The 22,327-nt window shown below is 45.4% G+C and carries 23 protein-coding genes and 1 pseudogene; 9 read left to right on the top strand and 15 right to left on the bottom strand.

The window, feature by feature from the left end; translation table 11 throughout:
* Positions 1 to 110 precede the first annotated feature (110 nt).
* Both rplU and rpmA read left to right on the top strand, forming a co-directional pair.
* Positions 111 to 422, top strand: a complete 312-nt coding sequence (gene rplU, locus DYD54_RS06995; RefSeq protein WP_036366243.1) for a 50S ribosomal protein L21 — start codon at positions 111 to 113, stop codon at positions 420 to 422.
* Between the two features lie 55 nt (positions 423 to 477).
* On the top strand, positions 478 to 735 hold the full coding sequence (gene rpmA / locus DYD54_RS06990; protein ID WP_046696386.1) for a 50S ribosomal protein L27: 258 nt from the start codon (positions 478 to 480) through the stop codon (positions 733 to 735).
* A gap of 125 nt (positions 736 to 860) precedes the next feature.
* Here the strand turns inward: rpmA and DYD54_RS06985 are convergent, their stop codons facing one another.
* The 3 genes from DYD54_RS06985 to DYD54_RS06975 form a co-directional block, all read right to left on the bottom strand.
* Positions 861 to 1,514: a DUF2057 family protein gene (locus DYD54_RS06985; RefSeq protein WP_063514314.1), complete on the bottom strand. Its 654-nt coding sequence runs from the start codon at positions 1,512 to 1,514 to the stop codon at positions 861 to 863.
* A gap of 48 nt (positions 1,515 to 1,562) precedes the next feature.
* Entirely contained in the window at positions 1,563 to 2,324 is a 762-nt protein-coding gene (locus DYD54_RS06980; protein ID WP_063514313.1) for a DnaA ATPase domain-containing protein, read from the bottom strand.
* 171 nt (positions 2,325 to 2,495) lie between these two features.
* Positions 2,496 to 3,593, bottom strand: coding sequence for an AI-2E family transporter (locus tag DYD54_RS06975; RefSeq protein ID WP_063514312.1), 1,098 nt, complete (start codon positions 3,591 to 3,593; stop codon positions 2,496 to 2,498).
* 184 nt (positions 3,594 to 3,777) lie between these two features.
* On the opposite strand from DYD54_RS06975, the gene purM reads away from it, so the two are divergent.
* On the top strand, positions 3,778 to 4,821 hold the full coding sequence (gene purM / locus DYD54_RS06970; RefSeq protein ID WP_063514311.1) for a phosphoribosylformylglycinamidine cyclo-ligase: 1,044 nt from the start codon (positions 3,778 to 3,780) through the stop codon (positions 4,819 to 4,821).
* A 69-nt stretch (positions 4,822 to 4,890) separates the two neighbouring features.
* Entirely contained in the window at positions 4,891 to 5,538 is a 648-nt protein-coding gene (purN, locus tag DYD54_RS06965; RefSeq protein ID WP_115265746.1) for a phosphoribosylglycinamide formyltransferase, read from the top strand.
* Between the two features lie 44 nt (positions 5,539 to 5,582).
* On the opposite strand, the gene fdx is transcribed toward purN, so the two are convergent.
* From fdx to DYD54_RS06925, 8 genes are all read right to left on the bottom strand, one after another.
* The gene (gene fdx, locus DYD54_RS06960; RefSeq protein WP_063514309.1) at positions 5,583 to 5,921 is read right to left on the bottom strand and encodes an ISC system 2Fe-2S type ferredoxin; all 339 of its coding nucleotides are present in this window, start codon (positions 5,919 to 5,921) and stop codon (positions 5,583 to 5,585) included.
* Between the two features lie 37 nt (positions 5,922 to 5,958).
* Positions 5,959 to 7,827, bottom strand: coding sequence for a Fe-S protein assembly chaperone HscA (gene hscA / locus DYD54_RS06955; protein ID WP_063514308.1), 1,869 nt, complete (start codon positions 7,825 to 7,827; stop codon positions 5,959 to 5,961).
* Positions 7,828 to 7,940: 113 nt separating this feature from the next.
* The gene (gene hscB / locus DYD54_RS06950; protein ID WP_063514307.1) at positions 7,941 to 8,462 is read right to left on the bottom strand and encodes a Fe-S protein assembly co-chaperone HscB; all 522 of its coding nucleotides are present in this window, start codon (positions 8,460 to 8,462) and stop codon (positions 7,941 to 7,943) included.
* Positions 8,463 to 8,471: 9 nt separating this feature from the next.
* On the bottom strand, positions 8,472 to 8,792 hold the full coding sequence (gene iscA / locus DYD54_RS06945; RefSeq protein WP_063514306.1) for an iron-sulfur cluster assembly protein IscA: 321 nt from the start codon (positions 8,790 to 8,792) through the stop codon (positions 8,472 to 8,474).
* Positions 8,793 to 8,817: 25 nt separating this feature from the next.
* Positions 8,818 to 9,201: a Fe-S cluster assembly scaffold IscU gene (iscU, locus tag DYD54_RS06940; RefSeq protein WP_036366269.1), complete on the bottom strand. Its 384-nt coding sequence runs from the start codon at positions 9,199 to 9,201 to the stop codon at positions 8,818 to 8,820.
* Between the two features lie 107 nt (positions 9,202 to 9,308).
* Positions 9,309 to 10,532 (bottom strand): IscS subfamily cysteine desulfurase, encoded by a 1,224-nt coding sequence (locus DYD54_RS06935; RefSeq protein ID WP_063514305.1) that lies wholly within the window; start codon positions 10,530 to 10,532, stop codon positions 9,309 to 9,311.
* The gene (locus tag DYD54_RS06930) at positions 10,529 to 11,041 is read right to left on the bottom strand and encodes an Rrf2 family transcriptional regulator (RefSeq protein WP_063515003.1); all 513 of its coding nucleotides are present in this window, start codon (positions 11,039 to 11,041) and stop codon (positions 10,529 to 10,531) included. The genes DYD54_RS06935 and DYD54_RS06930 overlap by 4 nt, the downstream gene beginning before the upstream one ends.
* Before the next feature lie 255 nt (positions 11,042 to 11,296).
* Complete coding sequence (locus tag DYD54_RS06925) at positions 11,297 to 12,022, bottom strand: hypothetical protein (RefSeq protein WP_063514304.1); 726 nt, start codon at positions 12,020 to 12,022, stop codon at positions 11,297 to 11,299.
* 402 nt (positions 12,023 to 12,424) lie between these two features.
* Here DYD54_RS06925 and DYD54_RS06920 point away from each other — a divergent pair.
* Both DYD54_RS06920 and DYD54_RS06915 read left to right on the top strand, forming a co-directional pair.
* Positions 12,425 to 12,706 (top strand): annotated as a pseudogene (locus DYD54_RS06920) (HU family DNA-binding protein); the annotation flags it as partial.
* A gap of 171 nt (positions 12,707 to 12,877) precedes the next feature.
* Positions 12,878 to 14,707 carry a SurA N-terminal domain-containing protein gene (locus tag DYD54_RS06915; RefSeq protein ID WP_063514303.1) on the top strand — a complete coding sequence of 610 codons (1,830 nt, stop codon included), beginning with the start codon at positions 12,878 to 12,880 and terminating at the stop codon, positions 14,705 to 14,707.
* Between the two features lie 71 nt (positions 14,708 to 14,778).
* Here the strand turns inward: DYD54_RS06915 and DYD54_RS06910 are convergent, their stop codons facing one another.
* The 4 genes from DYD54_RS06910 to DYD54_RS06895 form a co-directional block, all read right to left on the bottom strand.
* Complete coding sequence (locus DYD54_RS06910; RefSeq protein WP_063514302.1) at positions 14,779 to 15,987, bottom strand: alpha-hydroxy acid oxidase; 1,209 nt, start codon at positions 15,985 to 15,987, stop codon at positions 14,779 to 14,781.
* Between the two features lie 143 nt (positions 15,988 to 16,130).
* Positions 16,131 to 16,361: a hypothetical protein gene (locus DYD54_RS06905; protein ID WP_063514301.1), complete on the bottom strand. Its 231-nt coding sequence runs from the start codon at positions 16,359 to 16,361 to the stop codon at positions 16,131 to 16,133.
* A complete protein-coding gene (locus tag DYD54_RS06900; protein ID WP_063514300.1) occupies positions 16,354 to 18,105 on the bottom strand; it encodes an L-lactate permease in 1,752 nt (583 codons plus the stop codon). The genes DYD54_RS06905 and DYD54_RS06900 overlap by 8 nt, the downstream gene beginning before the upstream one ends.
* A 245-nt stretch (positions 18,106 to 18,350) precedes the next feature.
* Positions 18,351 to 18,737, bottom strand: a complete 387-nt coding sequence (locus DYD54_RS06895) for a hypothetical protein (RefSeq protein ID WP_115265745.1) — start codon at positions 18,735 to 18,737, stop codon at positions 18,351 to 18,353.
* A 68-nt stretch (positions 18,738 to 18,805) separates the two neighbouring features.
* Between DYD54_RS06895 and mtgA the strand changes: the two genes are divergently transcribed.
* Genes mtgA through DYD54_RS06880 form a run of 3 tightly spaced genes read left to right on the top strand, consistent with a single transcriptional unit; the run spans position 18,806 to position 22,242 of the window.
* A complete protein-coding gene (mtgA, locus tag DYD54_RS06890) occupies positions 18,806 to 19,480 on the top strand; it encodes a monofunctional biosynthetic peptidoglycan transglycosylase (protein WP_063514298.1) in 675 nt (224 codons plus the stop codon).
* Positions 19,481 to 19,537: 57 nt separating this feature from the next.
* Positions 19,538 to 21,787 (top strand): polyphosphate kinase 1, encoded by a 2,250-nt coding sequence (gene ppk1 / locus DYD54_RS06885; protein WP_370446594.1) that lies wholly within the window; start codon positions 19,538 to 19,540, stop codon positions 21,785 to 21,787.
* Positions 21,787 to 22,242, top strand: coding sequence for a YchJ family protein (locus DYD54_RS06880; RefSeq protein ID WP_063514296.1), 456 nt, complete (start codon positions 21,787 to 21,789; stop codon positions 22,240 to 22,242). The genes ppk1 and DYD54_RS06880 overlap by 1 nt, the downstream gene beginning before the upstream one ends.
* Positions 22,243 to 22,327 lie beyond the last annotated feature (85 nt).

Below are 22,327 nucleotides of genomic sequence, written 5' to 3'. Positions count from 1 at the left end.
TGCTTTATTTTTTTGATAAAATACCGACTTATTTTATGTCCTAGTCGTGTTCGTTATCAAGAGCTATCAAGGGGTAGCCACGACACACAGGTTTTTTACGGAGAACGTAGATGTACGCAGTAATCAAAAGTGGCGGTAAACAACACCGTGTTAGCGTTGGCGAGACTCTAAAAGTTGAGCTACTAAAAGCTGAAAAAGGTGAAACGCTGAAGATTGAAGACGTGCTAATGGTTGTAAATGGTGCTGACATCAAAATTGGTCAACCAGTTGTTGCTGGCGCTAGCGTTGAAGCAGAAGTGGTAGAACATGGTCGCGGCAAAAAAGTGCGCATTGTTAAGCACCGTCGTCGTAAGCACTATCACAAAGAGCAAGGTCACCGTCAATGGTTCACTGAGCTAAAAATCAAAGCAATCAACGCTTAATTACCATTTATTTGATGCCTTTATCTGATAAAGCATCCACATAGGAGACATTCTCATGGCACATAAAAAAGCCGCAGGTTCTACTCGTAACGGTCGTGACTCTAACCCAAAAATGCTTGGCGTAAAAGTATTCGGCGGTCAAGACGTTGTTGCAGGTAACATCATTGTTCGTCAACGTGGCACTGAATTCCACGCAGGCGAAGGCGTAGGCATGGGTCGCGACCACACACTATTCGCTCTAACTGAAGGCGTAGTGAAGTTCGAGACTAAAGGTCAATTCAACCGCCGTTATGTATCTGTATTGGTAAAATAATCTTAGCTAAGATTATCCCAAATAAAAAACCATCACAAAATATTGTGATGGTTTTTTTATTTGAGTTTATTTTTTGGATATAAAATAAGGCTCATTAAGAGCCTTATTTGCAAGATCTGATAGGATTATTTACCAATCCATTGACGGATCTTCTCGCGCTCTTCTTCACTAGAGTTAAGCCAAAGCTGCATAAAGCCATCCAGGTTATCACGAGCGACTGGAGCTTGGGTTGGTGCGCTTGGTGCAGTTACTGTAGTGGTAGGTGCTTGGTTCAAGGCAGCAATGGTTTTTTGGTTAGAAGTTACTGCATTATCACGACCAAACATACCGCCGATGCTCTGGGTGATTGAACTTAGTACGCCTGTGCGGTCTTCAACGATGCTCTCTTGAGCGATGATTTGACCATTTTGAGCAACGGCTAGGGTTGGTGATTTTACGTATTCTTTGGCAGCGCTGTAGTTATTCGGTTGGTTTGGCATGACCAGTTGATAGGTTTGGTTGTCCTGAAGGTCTGCTGTCACTGTGATGTTACCAGATTTTAGGTAATCATGATCGCCGCGAGTCAGGTCAAAGATACGATCATAACGCGCAGTGACGACATGACGACCTGCTTCTAGTTTGAATTCTCTTTGTAGTGGTTGTAGTGCACCGTGACGAACTTCTTGACCGTTAATGGCGGTTACTTTGATGTTATCATCGACCAGTAGGCGTACTTCTGCGTGAGCATATGCTGCGCTTAGTGCAAGCGAGGCGATGAGGGCTTTGGTGATCATTTTCATGAGTTTTTCCTTTAGGGCGAGATTTGGGTTATTGCTTAATTGGTTGAATTAATTGTCAATTTTATGTTCAGAGATTTCGAGTAAAAACGTCTCTCTTTCGATGATGCTCTTGGCTTCATCGATGGTTTTTTTGGGGACTTGCACGCGAGATAGATGTGTCAGTAGGGGCGAGATTTGATCTAATACTTGAATCATGTCACCAGCATTGCGTGGACCGCTATCTAGCATAAATTCAAAAATCGGTTCAGGCAGTCGCCAGTTTTTACGTTTTAGGATTGAATTAAGTAGTGTCTTTCTATCATCAATGTCTTCGTTAGTCGGTAGGCGGAAAGTGGGCGCAAGAGATAACCGTGTAACCAAGTCCAGCAGTCCAATCTCAAGCTCGCGCGCAGGATTATTCGCCAAAAATACTATCTGCTTGTTCTGTTCGCGCACTCGGTTGATGAGATGAAATAAGCCTTCTTGCCATTCGCGACTGCGATGAATTAAATGCAAGTCATCAATGATGATCAAGTCAAACATCTCAAGCCCAACTAAGGCACTGGCATCACTGTCATTATCGATCATATCGCCAAGCGATAGGCTGATTGCGCTTTTTTTGTAGGTTTGGGTATAGTGTCTATATATTGCTGCTGCCAGATGCGTCTTGCCGTAGCCATAGGCGCCAATGATGAACAACTCTCTCAGATTACCAAGACCTAGCTCACGTATCGCATTTAATACGGGCAAGAATCCATCCCCACGAAAGTCACTAAGGCTGGCATCCTGCTTTAGATCAAGATTAAGCGATGGCTGAATAAAATCACTCATTAATTACAATTACCTACATGGGCTTGATGGATTTTTATTATTAACATTATGCTGGTATATTCTGATGAATCCATCAAGTCATTTTATACATTTTAAAGTTGCCTATATATAGCACATTTTGGGAAATGTTGGCAAGTGATTTTGTGGATTTATAAAAAATCATTTAAGCCACTACCATAATTTTAGCTGCTTATACCCCAGATACCAATCGCTTCTAAGGTAGGCGGCATAAGCATGGCGAAACAGCACATTGATCACCGCTGAGACAGGCAGGGCGATCAACATACCCATGAACCCAAGTAGCGCCGCACCTGCCAATACCGCAAAAATCACCCACAGCGCAGACAATCCAATCTTGTCACCCAACAATAAAGGCTGTAGCACGTAGCCTTCCATCACCTGACCTACGCCAAAAGCACCGATGATCAGCAGCATGTATTTCCAATCAAATCCGAACTGAAAAAACCCCGCCACAAGTGCTGCAATGATACCAACCGCGAAGCCCAGATAAGGCACAAAGCTTGCGATGCCAGCGCTGATGCCGATGATCAGCCCAAGTTTTAACCCGATGAGCTGAAGTTGAACGGCGTAGATCACACCTAATAGAATCATCACCATGAATTGACCTTTGATGAAGTTCATCAGCGCTGCATCGCAATCTTTGGCGATTAGGCTTATTGTGTTAACTTGGTCGCGTGGTAGGGCGTTTTGCCAAGTTCTAAGACGTCCGCGCCAATTCAACAAAAAATAAAAAGTCAAAATCGGAATCATGACAATCAAACCGATGCTGTTGGCAGCGGTCATTCCTGAGGTAAGTACGCGCTTGATGAATGTCTGAGCATCAGAGACCTGATAATTGGTTTGAATGTATGTCGTCAGCTCGTTAGAGATTATGTCTAAGTCAAGCTTCAGCAGATTGTTTTTGGTGAATTGACCCAGCCAAGGCCGCGCCACGTCATTATACCATTTTAATAACTCGGGCAACGATTCCCAAGCCAATTGTAGCTGCACCCAAAGCATGGGAAGTAGCCACACTAATAGCGCCGAGATGAGTAAGGTAATAATCAGATAAACCGCAACAATCGCCAAACCTCTGGGTAAAAACCGATCAAAAATCGCCACCAGCGGATTCAAAAAATACGCCAAAATAAACGCCGCAGCAAAAGGCATGATGACAATCCGCATCAGATACAGCAGGTAGAGAAATAAACACAGCCCAACTGTAATAAATAAGCGGCGAAAAAATGGATCAATGTGATATTGGTTCATAAAAAATGGTGTAAATGATGATAATGGCTATATGATAAATAAAAAATTTGCATAAATATACACCAATTTCAAAAAAATTATACAATTTAAAGCGAATGGTGATTTTAGTAAGTTTTTGGGTTAAATTTTTGGTATAATTAACAAGTTTTTAACCAATTTTGATTTTGACAGGATTGCAATTGCCATGACAGAGCAAACTTCACTTAGCTATAAAGATGCAGGCGTAGACATTGACGCAGGCGAAGCGCTAGTACAGCGTATCAAATCAGTCGCTAAAGCAACTTCTCGCCCTGAGGTGTTGGGCGGATTGGGCGGTTTTGGTGCGCTTTGCCGTATCCCACAGGGCTATAAATCGCCTTTGTTGGTGTCGGGTGCTGACGGCGTTGGCACTAAGCTAAAGTTGGCATTAGACCTAAATCGCCATGACACCATCGGTCAGGATTTGGTGGCGATGTGTGCGAATGATCTGTTGGTCTGTGGCGCTGAGCCTTTATTCTTCTTGGATTACTACGCTACTGGTAAATTGGATGTTGATACCGCAGAAGCTGTCATCAAGGGCATTGGCGATGGTTGTAAATTGTCAAATTGTGCATTGATTGGTGGTGAGACTGCCGAGATGCCAGGCATGTATCAAGACGAAGATTATGACTTGGCGGGCTTTTGTGTTGGTGTGGTTGAAGAAGAAGAGGTTATCACTGGCAAGAACGTTCAAGACGGTGATGTTCTGATTGCACTTGCTTCTAGTGGTGTGCATTCTAATGGCTATTCTTTGGTGCGCAAGGTGATCAAGGTAACTGGCACCGATGTCGCTACCGCGAAGCTTGGTGAAGAGTCGCTGGCGGATGCACTGATGAAACCAACGCGCATCTATGTTAAGTCTGTTAATGCACTTCAAAAGCACCTGGGCAATGCCAATATCCACGCCATGGCACACATCACAGGTGGTGGCCTGACTGAGAACTTGCCACGTGTACTGCCTGAGAACCTAGCAGCTCAAATCGACACTTCAAGCTGGAATCTGCCTGAGGTCTTCCAATGGCTTCAAAAGGGCGGCAACATCGACACGCTGGAGATGTATCGCACCTTCAACTGTGGTGTTGGATTTATTCTGGTTATCCCAAAAGAGCATGCTGATGCTGCACTAAGCTTCCTAAAAGATCAAGGCGAGGATTCTTGGGTGATTGGCGGTATCGCTGCGCGTGATACGGATGCGGTTATTTACCAATAAGACATTAATAAACCGTCACTTTGACGGTTTATTTTTTAAATGACTGATAATTTGATTGATTGCAAATCTATGAAAAAATTAAAAATCGCCGTGTTGGTTTCTGGTAGTGGTTCTAATCTTCAAGTGATGATTGATGCTATGCAGGCAGGGCGACTGCCAATTGAGATTGTTGGTGTGGTTAGTAATGTCGCCGATGCCTATGCGGTGACACGCGCCAATAATGCAGGCATTCGCACGGTGGTGCTTTCGCATGTGCCTAACGGCAAGAAAATGGGCATCAAGACCTTCGAGAAGCATACGCTAGAACTCTTAAATGAGTGGATGCCTGATTTGGTCGTTTTAGCTGGGTTCATGCGTGTGCTGTCGGCGGAATTCATCTCTGCTGTGCCTTGCGCCATGATTAATCTGCATCCATCGATCCTGCCTAATTATAAAGGGCTAAATACACATGAGCGTGTGTTGCAATCTGGCGATAAACTGCATGGATGCAGCGTGCATGTGGTCACAGCTGAGCTTGACGCAGGTCAGGTATTGACTCAGGCTGTATTGGCGGTTAAGCAGAATGAACTACCAGAGTCACTAAGATTGCGCGTGCAGAAGCTTGAGCATCAGCTGGTGCCGTTCACGCTAGAGTTGATCGCAAAAGATGTTCTATCATTAGATAAAGATGTGATTTCTGATAATTTGGCTTTGCCATATCGACTGTGGTTTGAATGATTAAGAAAAACCCCAGGTGATTACTTGGGGTTTTTAATATTAAATTAGTGGTTTTCTTTGGCGTGGTTTAGGGTGTATTTAGGAATTTCGATGGTAAGATTCTCATTTGATACGATACACTGACAAGACAATCTAGAATCAGGCTCTAACCCCCAAGCGCGATCTAGAAGGTCGCCTTCGATGTCATCCATCTCTTCTAAGCTATCAAAACCTTCACGAACGACGACGTGGCAGGTAGTACATGCTTTTGACATGTCGCAAGCATGCTCAATCTTAATGCCACGCTCAAGCAGGCCTTCGCATAGATTTTCACCTTCATTTAGCTCTACTGTTGAGCCTTCAGGGCAGATTTCGTGATGGGGTAGGACAGTTACGGTTACCATGATCTTTCTCGTTATTTCTCTGATTGATTTAAAATACTTAGTTCGTGTGCCACTCGGCAGTGCTTGTGCCTTTTAACGCGGACTTGACATTTTGATCCATGATGATCGAGGCAAAATGATCGCTTAATGGTTTAAGCTTGGTATTGGCTGCATCGATGGATTTTTTGTCGTCGCCTTGTATCGCATCTTTTAGTGCCTGCATGGCGGCAAGCAGGGCTGTCTTATCAGATTGGGATAATAAATTGTCAAATTCATTCAATGCTGAATCTAGTGCGATGAGCTCGCGTTCTGCTTCGACTTTGGTCTCGATAAGTGCGCGTAAACGCTTGTCTTCGTTAGCATGCAAAAAGCCAGCTTGAAGAAGTTGCTCTTGCTGTTCAGGGCTTAATCCATAGCTTGGGCTGACTTGAATCTGACTGCGCGCGCCAGTAGTGGTCTCTTGGGCGGATACGGTAAGCTGGCCATTCGCATCAATATTAAAGCTCACCTCGATGCGTGCATGACCAGCCTTCATCGGCGGAATACCATGCAATTCAAAGCGTGCCAAAGTACGACAATCTGCCACCGCTTCACGCTCACCTTGCACGACATGAACGACCATGCCAGTCTGGCCATCTTGATGGGTGGTGAACACCTGACGACGTGCAACAGGTATTGGCGTGTTTCTTGGGATGATGACTTCAGTTAGGCCGCCCATCGTCTCAAGCCCAAGCGATAATGGCGTCACATCTAACAGTAGTAAATTGTCATCGCGCTTATTGATGAGCTGATCGGCAGCGCGTGCCGCACCTAGAGCTACGACCTCATCGGGATTTAGTGTGCACAGCGGCTCTTTATCAAAAAATTGATGAACTGCTTGCTGAATGATGGGCATGCGAGTTGAACCACCGACCAACACGACTTCTCGAACGTCATCCTTGTTGATTTTAGCATCTTGTAAGACTTGTTGGCAGATTTGTAGAGTGCGTCTGGTGACAGGCTCGATGATGTCGGCTAACATTGCGCTATTGAACATCGTATGAACAGGCGTGCCTGATACTGTGATGTCAATCATCACAGCATGGCTGCTGCTTAGGGCTTGCTTATATTGTTTGGCAAGCTTGGCAAGTCGTGACTTTTCTGCATTGTCAATGTCGGCAGGGTTTAGATTTGCGCTTTTGATAAAATAGTTGGCAATTAAGCGATCAATGTCATCGCCACCAAGTGCGCTATTACCACCTGTTGCCAGAACTTCAAACACGCCATCTGATAATCTCAAGATGGACACGTCAAATGTACCACCACCCAAGTCATAGACAAGATAAATACCTTCTGAAGTATTCTTATCCAGTCCGTAAGCGATGGCAGCTGCCGTTGGTTCGTTTAATAGTCTAAGCACCGTTAAGCCTGCAGCAGTAGCAGCGTCTTTGGTGGCGGCGCGCTGCGCTTCATCGAAATACGCAGGTACAGTAATGACAGCACCAGCGATACTGTCAGGCGGCAATGCAGCTTCAGCATGACGCTTCAGGTGTGACAGGATGTGCGCCGAAGTCTCAACGGGAGATTTGTCACCTTGAGCGGTTACGAAGGCGGGCATAGTATGCTTATCGCCAACTAAAGTATAAGGGTGTGAAAACTTGATGTCTGCCTTACTGCGACCCATGAATCTCTTGGCGGAGATGATGGTGTTCTTAGTGTCATCAGCATAAGTCAGCGCGGCTTTACCAATCAATGGGCGGTCGGACTGACCACCATAATACACGACCGATGGCATGAGTGGTGTATCGCCAAAATTCAAGACATCGGCACGCCCAGAGCGCACCACGCCAATCAAGGAATGGGTTGTGCCCAAATCGATCCCAAGCGCAAAACGATGCTGGTGGGGGTTTTTGGATTGGTTGGGTTCGCTAATTTGCAATAAAGACATGGTATCTCTTAAAAGCTGGCTAATGCGAAAAATTACGCAAATAAATAAATGGCTGACTTCTAATTTTAATTAATCTAATCAAAACATAAATGACGATCGTTAGCTGTTATCATCTATACATAAAGATCGTCATCATCGCCATTGGTGCTTAGGCTGTTGGTAAGCTTATGCTGAACATCGATGGCGAGTTTTTCTAGAAATTGTATTTTTTGGGCGTTAACTTCAGCATTTTGCCAATCTTTGGCTTGATAGCTGTTGTTGAAAGCGATGTTGTAGCCTGATTTTTGGTTATTAATGGCGCGAAGAAGCTCGGTCAGTTCGTCTTGGCTATCTAGACCGTCTAGCGCCATACGAAATTCCATCATCTCATCCAAAAAATCCCAATCATTGATCGATGCATTCAAATCGCACTGTACACCAGCCAGCTCAAGCAAGTGAGCTGCTCGTTTATCATCATGATATAAGCTGTCATAGGCATGGTTGATGAGCGATGCTATTTGTGTGGGCGCGCTTTGAGCTTGATCGGGATGATGAATTTTCTGTAAGGCTAACAAAGATTTTTTTAGTGCATCTTTATCAATATCAAATACCACAGGTAAATCAAACAGTGCGAAGAAATTATTATGACTCGTCATGTCGCACCATCACACTGTAAAGGATTCACCGCAGCCGCATTCGCCTGTCTGATTGGGGTTGGTGAATTTAAAGCCAGAGTTAAGACCTTCGGTGACGTAATCCATCTGTAAGCCGTTCAGATAAACTAAGCTCTTAGGATCGACAAACACGCTCACGCCATCACTCTCAAAACGTTCATCAGTGTCATTTGGCGCATCGACAAATTCTAGCACATAGGCAAGTCCTGAACAGCCTGCCGTTCGCACGCCCACACGAATCCCTTCTCCGCTACCACGGCTATCTAGAAAGTCTTTAACGTGTTTGGCAGCTCGTTCGGTTAGTGTGATCATAACTTGTCTCCTATGTACTACAAAATTAAGCGTGTGCTTTGGCTTGATAATCTTCAATCGCTGCCTTGATGGCGTCTTCTGCCAATACTGAGCAGTGAACTTTTACCGGTGGTAGGGCAAGCTCTTCAGCGATGTCTTTGTTCTTAATCGCAGCAGCTTGGTCTAGCGTTTTGCCTTTTAGCCATTCGGTAACCAGTGAGCTAGAGGCAATCGCTGAGCCACAGCCGTAGGTTTTAAATTTGGCGTCTTGGATGATGCCATCATCGCCAACTTGGATTTGTAGGCGCATCACGTCACCACAAGCAGGTGCGCCCACCATGCCAGTACCGACATTTTTTGAGTTTTTGTCTAGGTTGCCTACGTTACGTGGGTTTTCGTAATGGTCGATAACTTTATCTGAATATGCCATGATATTTTCCTATTTTGGGTTAGGCTTGATACTCTTTTAATGCTGTCGATCATTGGATTATCAAGCCGATTGCCTATTCAATTTTAGGGATTTTGTGATTTAAAAAATTAATGCTCTTGCCATTCAACTTTGCTAAAGTCAACGCCATCTTTGAACATGTCCCATAGCGGAGATAGGTCGCGAAGCTTTTCAACAGCGTCTTTGATCTGCGCTAGAACCCGATCGATGTCTTCGTCAGTGGTATAGCGACCGATACTAAAGCGAATTGATGAGTGAGCCAATTCGTCAGGGCGACCAATCGCACGCAGCACATAAGATGGCTCAAGCGTCGCTGAAGTACAAGCCGAACCAGAAGATACCGCTAGGTCTTTTAGCGACATCATCAAGCTTTCGCCTTCGATGAAGTTGAAGCTCACGTTTAGGATGTTGGGGATGCCGTGTTCAAAGCTGCCGTTAAGGTAGATCTCTTCGATGCCTTGTAGGCCGTTCCATAGCTTGTCACGCAGACGAGAGATGTGTGCATGATCTTCATCAAAACGCTGTACTGATAGAGCAAAAGCTTCGCCCATACCAACGATCTGATGGGTAGCCAGTGTGCCTGAGCGCATGCCACGTTCGTGACCGCCGCCGTGTTGCTCTGCTTTTAGGCGAACGCGTGGCTTACGTCCAACGTATAGCGCGCCGATACCTTTAGGACCGTAGATCTTGTGACCGCTGAAGCTCATTAGGTCAACTTTTAGCTCTTCAAGGTTGATTTTGATTTTACCAACCGCTTGAGCGGCATCCACATGGAAAATAATGCCTTTGACGCGAGTGATCTCGCCGATGGCTTTAATGTCTGTCACAGTGCCAAGCTCGTTGTTTACTGCCATCAAGCTCACCAAAATGGTGTCTTCACGAATCGCATCAGCTACCTGCTCTGGCGTGATGATGCCTGTGCTTTCTTGAGGGGTTAGATAAGTAATCTCAAAACCTTCTTGTTCAAGCTGACGGCAGGTATCAAGAATTGCCTTGTGCTCGATTTGGCTTGTGATGATGTGCTTGCCTTTAGTGTGATAAAAGTGCGCCACGCCTTTTAGGGCTAGGTTGTCTGATTCGGTCGCACCACTGGTAAACACGATCTCGCGTGGGTCAGCGCCAACGGTTTCGGCGATTTGAAGGCGAGCATTTTCAACTGCTTCTTCTGCTTGCCAGCCAAAGCCATGTGAGCGGCTGGCAGGGTTGCCAAAGATGCCATCGAAAGTCATGTATTGAACCATCTTGTCGGCGACTTCCTTCGCGACGGGTGTGGTGGCTGCGTAATCTAGATAAATTAAGGAATTCTGGCTCATGCTGGATTTACCCCAAGTAAGTTAATGGTATTAATGTGATCTTTTCTATCGCCTTTATTGCTTAGAGCTTTGTACTCTTGGCGTTCGGCGATGCTTTGTCTGTTATTGGAATTAAGAAGCTCATCAAGTGTGACATTGCTAAGATATGCTTCGATATGTGCAGACAGATTATGCCATAAATCATGCGTCAGACACATCGCGCCATCTTGGCAGTCGCCTTTACCGCCGCATTGCATGGCATTGACACTCTCATCGACTGCTGTAATAATGCTCATGATATCAATCTCATCTAATGGCTTGGCTAGGTGGTAGCCACCTGATGCGCCGCGTGTGCTATTTACGAGGCCTTTTTTACGAAGTTTAGAAAATAGTTGCTCAAGATAAGAGATTGAGATGGATTGGCGTTTTGCGATGTCGGAGAGTGAGACCGCACCTTGATGGCGATTCTCTTGTACCGCCAAATCAAGCAGGGCGGTGACTGCATATCTGCCGCGAGTGGTTAAGCGCATAAGAAAATACCCAAAAATGCCTAGTTCTGATTCGAACATCGGTGAATTAATTTAGGCTCATTATAATAATTCCTAGTAAATAGGTCAAGATTATTTATTGAACTTTGCTGTTATTTTTATTAAAAGATAGATTTGATAAAACCAATCATCGCAAATATTAGAATTTATTGATTTAAATCAATCGTTTATAAACAAAAGCAAGGCCCATAAACCTTGCTTTTATTGATATAAAATAACATTTAATCTTTAATAATTTTAAATAAAGAAGTGTGATACCAAGGACGCAATCGCAACCAAAGAAGCAATAATAAAGCCTGTAAAGGTACTTTTTTGTTTAGTCTTAGCCTCGGCAAGCTGTGTGTTTAGGCGTGCGTTTTGGGTTGTTAGTCCATCGATTTGAAGTGATTGTTCGGACAGCTTAGCCTTTAATTCGCTTAATTTCTCAGCGCGTTCTTCAGGGGTTGGCTTGTTTTCGGTTTTTTTGACTTTGCGTAGGAATTGATCAATCACACCACCCACACCCAGCTGGACCAAGAATGCCTTAAAATCAGCCACTTGTTCGGCAGTGCCGCGAATCTGAAGCTTCTCAACCGCTTCGAAGCTGTGATTGGTTAGTGTGCTGACAATCTGAAAGCTGTAAGCATTGACCATGATGTCAGCAACCGGCTTATCAGCGGGTAATTCTTGATCAAGCAATACGCCGTGGTGGCTGAATGTTGCAAAAATCTGAATGTGTGGCAGATAGGTGCGAATACTTACCACCACGCTTTCTTGGGCGAGCGGGTAGGCCAGTTGACGCAGCTTTGGATTAAAACGCAGCATGAGCGTGATGGCAGATTCTAAAAATACCAAAAGCACGTTCACAAAGCTGCCAGAAATGACGCCCGCATCCTTTTGGGCTGACTTACTATAACTGCGTTGATTTTGCGGTTTTGGGTTGTCGTTAGGGGTATTTTTTGGTGTGTGTATGTTGTCCGTCATGTTAATCCTAAGCCATTAAAGTAATAAAGGTAAATAACTCAAAAATATGCAGTTGATTGTATCTTAAAATAAGTCAAAAAACAAAATGCATGGTTAAAAATTACAGATTTTTTCAAAAAAATACAAATTTTTTGTTAAAGTTACATAAAATTATATAATTTTACTTGCATATTGCCAAAACCCTTGCTATAAATGGTAAGCAAGTTTGTTATAACAAACAATGGAATGGTACGTGCATTGCCTGTAATTTGTAAGGTTTTATTCGATTTTTTACAAAAAATTTGTAAATTTTACAAGATTTTTGCATTTATCCACTTGTAAATGCTTAATGATAATCATACAATGCACACAAAGGCAGGTGATTAGACCTGTCTAGATTTTTATTTAACTCAAAAACATGAGGAACATCACATGAATAAGTCAGAATTGGTAGACGCGATCGCAAGCGAAGCAGGTCTAACAAAAGACCAAGCCACTAAAGCGCTAAATGCATTCACTTCAAGCGTACAAGGCGCTCTAGAGCGTGGTGATGACGTTGTGCTAGTTGGTTTTGGTACTTTTAGCGTAAAAGAGCGCGCAGCACGTACCGGTCGCAACCCAAAAACTGGCGAGCCACTAGAAATCGCTGCAAGCAAAGTGCCTGGCTTCAAAGCTGGTAAAGGTCTAAAAGACGCGGTAAACTAATCCTACAATTTACGTATTAACGTTGGATTAGACCACGCCCTTCATGCAATGTTCATGAAGGGTGTTTTTTTATCCAAAAAAATCCAAAATATTGTAAAAAACTTTGTGTATTTTTAAGATTTAGCGTATTATAGTAAGGTTTTAGTTTTGATTTAAAAGAAGTGAAGTTTTATGGACAAGTTGCGCGATTTTTTACAGAGTTGGCCTGGTCGCATTACCTTAGGTTTAATCATGGTGCCGATGGCTTTCTTAGGCGTGCAGGGCATTGGTGGCGGCTCGATGAGCGGTCATGATCTGATTAAGGCTGGAGATAGCACCATCGACTTGAGTGTGTATCAATTAGAGCTGAATCGTTATCGTACCCAGCTCCTTCAGAATAATGACGCCAGTCTGATTAATGAAGGTGCGATGGCAGATGAGGTGCTAGAGAGTCTAATTAATCGCGCGCTACTTCAAAATCAAGCCCATGTGCTTGGCATGACGGTCTCGGATGATGAGATCACTCGCCTGATCGCTCAGGATGAAGCTTTTCATCAAAATGGAGAGTTCTCTAACGAGGTGTTTGCCAGTTTTTTACAGCACAACAATCTAACAAAAGATGAACTGTTCGCTAGATTTCGCACCGAGCTTAGCGTGCGTCAGCTGACGGCCAGTATCTTAGGTACGGCGATCTATCCAGCAGCGCAAGTTAGCCGACTGCTTGATCTACAGCTTGAAGCCCGTGAAGTATGGGTTCATCGCCTAAAATGGCAGGACTATGCTGGTGCAGTCAGCGTGTCACAAGCAGAGATTGATGAATACTATAATGCCAATAAAGATGCGCTAATTCGACCGCAAACCGTGGATTTGGCATATATTGAATTGACGCCGTTAGATGTCAAGGTGGAAGCACCAACCGAAGATGAGATCAATGCACAGTTTAGCAGATACTTGCAGAAGAACGGTCTTAGTGATGGTCGCGAATTGGCTCAAATTCTGGTGGCGGACGCCGATAAAGCCAACGAGGTGAAAGCCAAACTAGATAATGGTGAATCATTCGAGGCATTGGCCAAGCAATATTCTGAGGATCCAAGTGGTGCTGAAGGTGGTAATATCGGTAAATACAACCCTTCGGTATTTGGTAATGATGCTGGTGTGGTGAATGCGGCGCTTGGCAACCTAAAAGTAGGCGAAGTAAGTCAGCCTGTGAAGACCGGCTTTGGTTATCAGATCTTTAAGTTAACCAAGGCGGGCGATCTTAGTGCCAGTGATGTACGTGACGAACTGATTCAATCTGCGATCGATGAGAAGCGCCAAGCGGCTTATAACGATCTTATCGCTAAGATCAATACGATGGCGGTTGATGGCATGGGGATTGCAGACATTGCTGCTGAAGTGAATCTTCCTGCCAAGTTGATCAAGTCGTACCAAAAAGAGAATAACATCACAGAGCTGTCTCAGCCTGCGGTTGTGGCGGCGGCATTTGATGATTTTGCCATCCAAGATCAATCAGTCAGCCCAAACGTAACACTTGAAGATAAAACGGTATGGGTGCAGCCAACCAACTATCAAGAAGCCAAAAGCTTAACGTTGGCTGAAGCGACAGAAGAGATCAAGGCGCGCATCACCAAACAAAAAGCGACCAAGCTAGCATTACAGACAGCAACTCAGATCGCTGACGATGCCAAGGTCAATGGTGGACAGTCGCTGATGACGCCAAATGCTAATTTTGGCATCACCACACGCCAAAATCCGCAATTAAGCAGTCAAGAGCGTTCAAGTTTATTCCTGCATAAGTCAGGCGTTAATGACATTTGGGCAGTGGAGACTGATGCAGGGGCAAGCGTGATCGTGGGCGGTCCTGTGGCTGAACAAGCCACAGCCCAGATCTCACCTGTCGAGCGTGCTCAGGCTGCGATGATGATTCGTGATAATATTGGTCAAGACCAGCTGTCCGATTATCTACAGTATCTAAAAGACACCACAGAGCTGACTGTGAATCGTGATGCATTAGGTCACTAACTGCCGAACAATAAAAAAACCACGTGATGATTAACGTGGTTTTTTATTGTTTACAAGGTTTGTTTGCTTATTTACCAACGAATTGGCGTAACGTGTGGGTTGCTGGCTTTGAGATTCTCGTAAGTGCCTTTGACAAAGATGTCTTCATTGACGGTGCTAATGTCGGTATGTCCACAAAAAGCCATCGTGATGTCGCACTCTTTGTAGATGATTTCTAGGGCTCGGCGTACACCGTCCTCCCCATAGGCTCCCAAACCATACAAAAACGAACGACCTATCATCGTGCCTTTTGCCCCCAGTGCGATGGCTTTTAGCACGTCTTGACCTGAGCGGATACCGCTGTCTAGCCAGATTTCGCATTTTGAGTTTTCTGCTTGTACCGCTTGTACGCAGTCGGCAAGACTGGCGATAGAGCTTGGAGCTCCGTCTAACTGACGACCGCCGTGGTTGGAGATGACCATGGCGTCCGCCCCTGATTTGGCAGCCAAAATAGCGTCCTCAGGCTCCATGATACCTTTGATGATGAGCGGGCCGCCCCATAACTCTTTGATACGAGCGACATCGTCCCAATTAAGGCTTGGGTCAAACTGCTCTGCCGTCCAAGACGATAAGCTAGACAAGTCACCCACCCCTTCGGCATGACCGACAATGTTGCGAAAAGTGTGACGTTTGGTGCCAAGCATATTAAAGCACCATTCAGGTTTGGTCATCAGATTGATGATGTTTTTTAGGGTAGGCTTGGGGGGTGCAGACAGACCGTTCTTGATGTCTTTGTGGCGTTGCCCTAAGACTTGCAGGTCGGCTGTCAAGATGAGGGCGGAGCATTTGGCTTCTTTGGCACGGCGAATGAGATTTTCCATGAATTTTTTATCACGCATGACATACAACTGAAACCAAAACGGCTTGGTGGTATTTTCTGCCACATCTTCAATCGAGCAGATGCTCATGGTGGAGAGCGAAAAAGGTATGCCAAATTTCTCGGCAGCACGGGCGGCGTGAATCTCACCGTCTGCCCACATCATGCCTGTAAAGCCTGTCGGGGCGATTGCCACCGGCATATGCACCTCTTGCCCAATCATCTTGGTCGCCAGCGTACGACCTTCCATGTCCACGAGCACACGCTGACGCAGCTTGATGCGATCAAAGTCGGTCTCGTTGTTGCGATAGGTGGTCTGTGTCCAAGAGCCACTGTCCACATAGTCATAAAACATTCTTGGTACTTTGCGTTCAGCGACGCGTCTGAGATCTTCAATTTCGGTAATTTTACTTAAATCTGCCATAAGATGACCTTATTTTGGTTGAATGAATCGATGCCAGTTCTTTTGGTAACGAGCCGTCGATGACGCACTGGGCGAATATGAGCACGCCCTAAGCACAGAACTGGCCTAGGACATGAACAATAAAAGTGCCAATCCCAGTATTTTTAAATCATGGGCATGGCTGGTTGGCTTTCATGCACCTGACTGACCGACTTTGGTTGGTCATGATGGTTTATTGTAACAAATGTCTGCCTAATCGTCTTAAAAAATACAAAACTTTCAGACACATCAATCTGACCCAAACCAATCAAGACCTTGAAAGACCGCCAGCTTGACGAACAAAACAGGACAAAACAAGCCAGCAGGCTGTTTTGTCCGTCAAAGTCATCAAGCACGAGCAGATGTTCTTACCATCACACCAAAGAACACGACAGGCCAGATGATCGCCCCAACCCACCATAAAGGGTTGACAACGATTGCCATGCCGACAAGACCAGCTTGGGCGGCATAATAAATCATGGCAACCAAGGTCTTACGAATGATGAGACCTTCACGGTTGACCATGCCCACCACCGCACAAGCAGCGACGACATTATGCACGCTGATCATGTTGCCAGATGCACCGCCCACCGCTTGTAGCGCGACGACTTTGGCAGCTTCGATGGCGTTCAAGTCGATCTGAGCGGCAGTACTCCATTGAAAGTGAGCAAACATCATGTTTGAGATAGTATTAGAGCCTGCAATGAACGCCCCCAAAGCGCCAATCCAAGGCGACACGAGTGGCCACATATTTGCAAAGACATCAGCAGCACCTGCCGCCAGTACTCTTGGCATGGCGAGTATCGGCTCGGCGACATCAGCAGGCGTCCCTGAATTGATGAACACCTGCACCATCGGAATGGAGAACAGTAGGGCAGGTGCAGCAGCAAGCATCGTTTTGCCAGACGCTGCCCAGCTTTTTTTGACCTCATTGCCTTTCATGCCAAACAAAAAGATACACACAATCGACACCGAGAGCAGTACCGCCGCTGGTGAATATAAAAGCTGTGTTTTGTTGGTGATGGTGGTATCTAGGATATTGCTAAAAGTGATGACGGCATTTTCATTCAGCCATGCTTTTAGGGGTTTGATGGTGCGTGTGGCAATTAAGATGCCAATGACCAGCAGATAAGGCATGAATGCAAGCCATACAGGGTGTTTGGATTTTTCGTTGATGTCAATGTCGGTTGCTGCCATCGTGCCTTTCCAGTCTTCTTCCCAGTGGTCACGGCTGGCAAAGTCGAATGTGTCCTTTGGGGTCAAAAAGCCGTATTTTGCCGCAGGAATGACGATTGCCATGCCGACGATGGAGCCGACCAATGAAGGCAGTTCAGGTCCGATGAATTTGGCGGTCAGATAGTAAGGAATGGTAAAAGCAAGCCCTGCAAAAATGGCGAAAGGTGCTGCCTTTAAACCCTCAACGAACGAACGCTTTTCGCCAAAAAATCGTGTCAAAAATCCGCACAAAATCAGCGGAATCAAGAATCCAACAACAGCATGAATGAAGCCGACATTAGCACCGATTTGTACGATGTAATCACCAAAGGCAATGCCTTGTTCAGCGATAGCAGCACTCACATCATCTTTATTTTCAAGACCAGAATTCACACCAATCAAAATGGGTGTGCCCACCGCTCCATAAGAAACTGGCGTGGACTGAATGATGAGAATCGCCATGACGCACGCCATCGCAGGAAAACCCAACGCCAAGAGCAGCGGAGCACCCACCGCCGATGGCGTACCCCAGCCTGTCGAGCCTTCGATGAGTGAGCCAAAAAGCCACGCTACGATAATCATCTGTACACGGCGGTCAGCAGAGATACCCATAAAGCCTTGACGAATGGCGACAATGGCACCAGAGGTTTTGATGGTGTTTAGCAGCAAAATGGCAGAAAACACGATGAGCAGTACATTGGCAGCAGTCAGCACGCCATGAATGGTGGCGGCGGCGATTTGGTTGCCACTGGTATGCCAAAAAAAGTAAGACAATAAAGCTGTGGCAAGATAAGCGACCGCCATCGCCGTCTTGGCAGGCAGACGCATCACAACGAGTAATATAAAAACAATGAGAATTGGCAACATCGCCAAAAAGGTAAGCATAACAATGCTCCATGCGACCGTAAAGGCACGCCGATTGGTCAGTTCGACCCATAAAATCAGTCCATAAAAGCCTGGGTTTGATTCATTGAGTCGATTTGTGTTGTGTTTAAATCCATGTCAAAAGTAGAGCAACTGCAAAACAGTTGCTCAAATTCATCATTATTGTACTGATTTTTTTGCCAAAAAGGAATAGCTCTCAATTAATTTTTGTTCGTTTATTAAATGACCGCTTTGATTATGACTGTCTAAACAGGCATCGTGCTTTTTGGGTCGGTCAATGTCATGATGTCCATCGCACCAAAAGGGTAGCACAGCAGTCGTGCTGGCGTCACCAATATCGGAATCACAACTCCCAAAGTCTCAATCACCAGCTCATCTGCATTCATCACATCTACACGATGGACAAAAGGCAGTGGTCTGATGCGTCCGATTTGACCGAGCAGGGCGTACACCTCATCACACAGATGGCAGCCGTCTGTGCCGATCAGATACCAGTCATTGCCCAAATTAATGTTAAAATTGGATAATAATGTCTGATAAAATTCAAAAAATTGTTCATTGCTGAGTGTGTCTAGCGCGAAACGGTTTTTTGATAAATCAGTTAACTGATTGATAAATATTGGATTATTCATATCGATAAACATCTAAAATAGTGTAAAATAGGATGATTGTCATTATAACGTAAAATAAGGCTGGTATAGTGCTTAAAAAATTTTTTCGTTGGATTGTTCTGTGTGTTGTTGCTGTCTTTTTGGGGTTTAACTTGATGGTAGCGGCACTTTTGGGCGTGGGCAAATTTACACCAGTGACCGAGTCGGCGTTCATGATGGCGCACAGATTCGGCGGCGGTACGGTCACTCAGACGTGGGTGGATTATGACAATATCGCCAAAAGTGTCAAGCAGGCCGCGATCGTGAGCGAGGATGCCAAATTTACCCAACATCACGGGTTTGACTTTGATAGCATTGAGAGTGCCATTAAAAAAAATGAAGCTGAAGGCGCGATCGCAAGAGGTGGCTCAACCATCAGTCAGCAGCTTGCCAAGAATTTATTTTTGACTTCCCATCGCTCATACATCCGAAAGGGCGAAGAGGCGATCATCGTCCTGATAATGGAAGGGATTTGGGATAAGAAGCGCATCTTGGAGGTGTACTTGAACGTGGTGGAGTTTGGCGATGGGATTTATGGTATTGAGTCAGCGGCACGCCACTATTATGGCAAATCCGCCAAAAATCTCAATCGCGAACAAGCCGCGCTGCTTATCAGCATGTTACCAAACCCAAAATACTATCAAAAAAATAAAAACGCCAAACGACTTAGAAACAAACAACGAATCATACTGCGTCGCATGAACAGCGCAGTATTGCCAAGCTAGAATGGTAAAAAAGCCAGCAATAAGCCAATATAATCAACAAAATACAAGGAGAATGCCGTGACCCAAAGAGCCACCAATTCAAGACCTGCAGCCAAGTGCGCCACTTCAAAAGTATCAAGCGTGCTGTCCGAAGCGAACAATTTACCAAGCATTGAGCAAGTCGCCATGCAAAGTGTGCTAGGCACGGCACCACCACCAGCAGCAGATCTGCATGAGATTCAGCACATCATGAATGAGGTGGGCGGCTTTACGCCAGAGTGTTACATCAACCGTGATCTATCAACGTTAAGATTTCAGTTGCGTGTGCTTGCTCAGGCGGTGAACCCGCGCAACCCTTTGCTTGAACAAATGTTTTTTTTGACGATTTTTTCGTCTAATATGGATGAGTTTTTTGAGATTCGTGTGGCAGGATTGCTCCAAAAGATGAAAATTGGCGACAAGTCCAGCAGTCTAGACGGTCGTAAGCCATCAGAGCTACTTGCAGAGATCAGTCAGGTGGCGCATCGTGCGGTCGAAGAGCAGTATCGCATCTTGAACGAAGAGATTTTGCCACAGCTTGCCAAATCTGACATTCGTTATCTTAAGCGTCATGAGCTTACAGATGCCCAAAAGGCATGGATGAGAGGGTATTTTTTTAATCAGGTGCTGCCTGTATTGACACCGATTAGCATTGATCCTGCGCATCCATTTCCGCGCCTTGTGAATAAGTCATTAAACTTCATCGTAAGCCTAGAGGGTAAGGATGCCTTTGGGCGTGACATTAATCGTGCCATAGTGCCTGCGCCGCGTTCATTGCCGCGTGTAATTCGCCTGCCTGATGAGCTGACAGGTGGCAAGGATCATCACATCATGCTGTCTGCGGTGATTCATGAGCATGTGGGCGAGCTGTTCTTGGGAATGAAGGTTACAGGTTGCCATCAGTTTAGATTAACGCGTAATGCCGACCTTGCGCTGTCCGATGATGTTGAGGATCTGGCTAAGGCACTTGAGGGTGAGCTGGATAATCGTCGCTTTGGTCATAAAGTTCGCCTAGAGGTCACAACAAACTGCCCAAAAGAAACTTACGAGTTCCTACTGCAAGAATTTGAGCTCGACGAGAGTCAGCTGTATCGCGTGAATGGTCCTGTGAATCTGACGCGCATGCTGACGAGCTTTGATAAGCCAGAGCTTAAATTTGCGCCATTTACCCATGCTATCCCTAAGGCATTTCGCGGCATGGAGAGTGTGCGAGTCGCCAAAGAAGGCACGTCGATGTTTGATATCATCAAAAAAGAAGACGTGCTTGTGCATCATCCTTTTCACGCCTTTAAACCGGTGGTGAATCTACTGTGGCAAGCGGCGAATGATCCTGATGTGTTAGCCATCAAGCAGACCATCTATCGATCTGGTACGAATTCTGAAATCGTACAAGCGCTAGCTGCTGCCGCTCGTAATGGCAAAGAGGTCACGGCAGTGATTGAGCTGCGTGCGCGTTTTGATGAAGCGAGCAACATCGCGGTGGCGAACATGCTTCAAGAGGCTGGGGCGGTTGTGGTGTATGGCGTGGTGGGTTATAAGACTCATGCTAAGCTTATGCTCATCGTCCGCCGCGAAAAAGGCAAAATTCGCCGTTATACACACTTAGGCACGGGTAACTATCACGCGGGTAATGCTAAGGCATATACTGACTATGGTCTATTCACCGCGGATAAGCAGATCTGTGAAGATGTGCACGGCGTATTCGTGCAGCTAACAGGCATGGGTCGTCCGATGCCATCGCATCAGATTCTGCACGCGCCTTTTACTTTGCATGATGGGTTGGTGCAGATGATTGATGATGAGATTCATCACGCCAAAAACGGCAAAAAAGCGCGAATCATCATGAAATGTAATGCGGTCACCGAGCGTCAAATCATTGACAAGCTATACGAGGCAAGTCAGGCAGGTGTGCAGATTGATTTGATTGTTCGTTCTATCTGCTGTCTGCGCCCACAAGTAAAGAATCTATCAGAGAACATCCGTGTGCGCTCCATCGTCGGTCGATTCCTAGAACATACGCGCGTGTATTATTTTTATAATGATGGCGATGAGAAGCTGTACTGCTCAAGTGCTGATTTGATGGATCGTAACTTATTGCACCGCGTTGAGACTGCGTTTCCTATCTTGGACAAAAAACTATTCAAGCAAATCTACGAAGACGGCTTGATTAATTACCTTCAAGATAACGTTCAGGCTTGGGAGCTTGATGGGCGTGGTGAGTGGAATCAGGTGCATCATAGCCTTGACATCCATGATGCCCAGAGCATCCTACTGGAGAAGATTTGCTGATGCAATGTCCTTGTGGAAGCCCATCCTGCCAAGACTGCTGTCAGTTGTTGCATGAAGGTGTGCCTGCTGCTACGGCTGAGGCACTCATGCGTTCACGGTTTAGTGCTTTTTATCTTAAAAATATCGACTATATTGTCGAGACGACCGTGCCAAGTCAGCAGGGTTTATTGGATAAGAATGCGCTACAATCGTGGATGGATGAAATGAATTGGACGCGTCTTGATGTGATTAGCCATGTCGCCAAGATCGGCAAACGCCACGCCCAAGTGCATTTTAGAGCTTATTATGATAACGGGCAGGGCGAATCTTGCCATGACGAGCATTCAAGCTTTGTTAAAGTTGATGATGTTTGGTACTTTTTAGACCCTACTGTGCCAAATGCGCTCACCAACAAGCAGCCGTGCTTATGCGGTAGCGGCGATAAATTTAAAGCGTGCTGCGGTAAGTTCTTATGATGTGATTTGTTTGACTTGTCCATGTTTGTATCAAAAAAGGCGTATAATCAGCACCTTTTTTATTTGCTCATTAAAATTATGAAAT

The organism is Moraxella ovis (genome assembly GCF_900453105.1).
GTDB lineage: Bacteria > Pseudomonadota > Gammaproteobacteria > Pseudomonadales > Moraxellaceae > Moraxella > Moraxella ovis.
The sequence above is the reverse complement of the archived record's forward strand: the minus strand, read 5'-3'. Positions and strand labels throughout refer to the sequence as shown.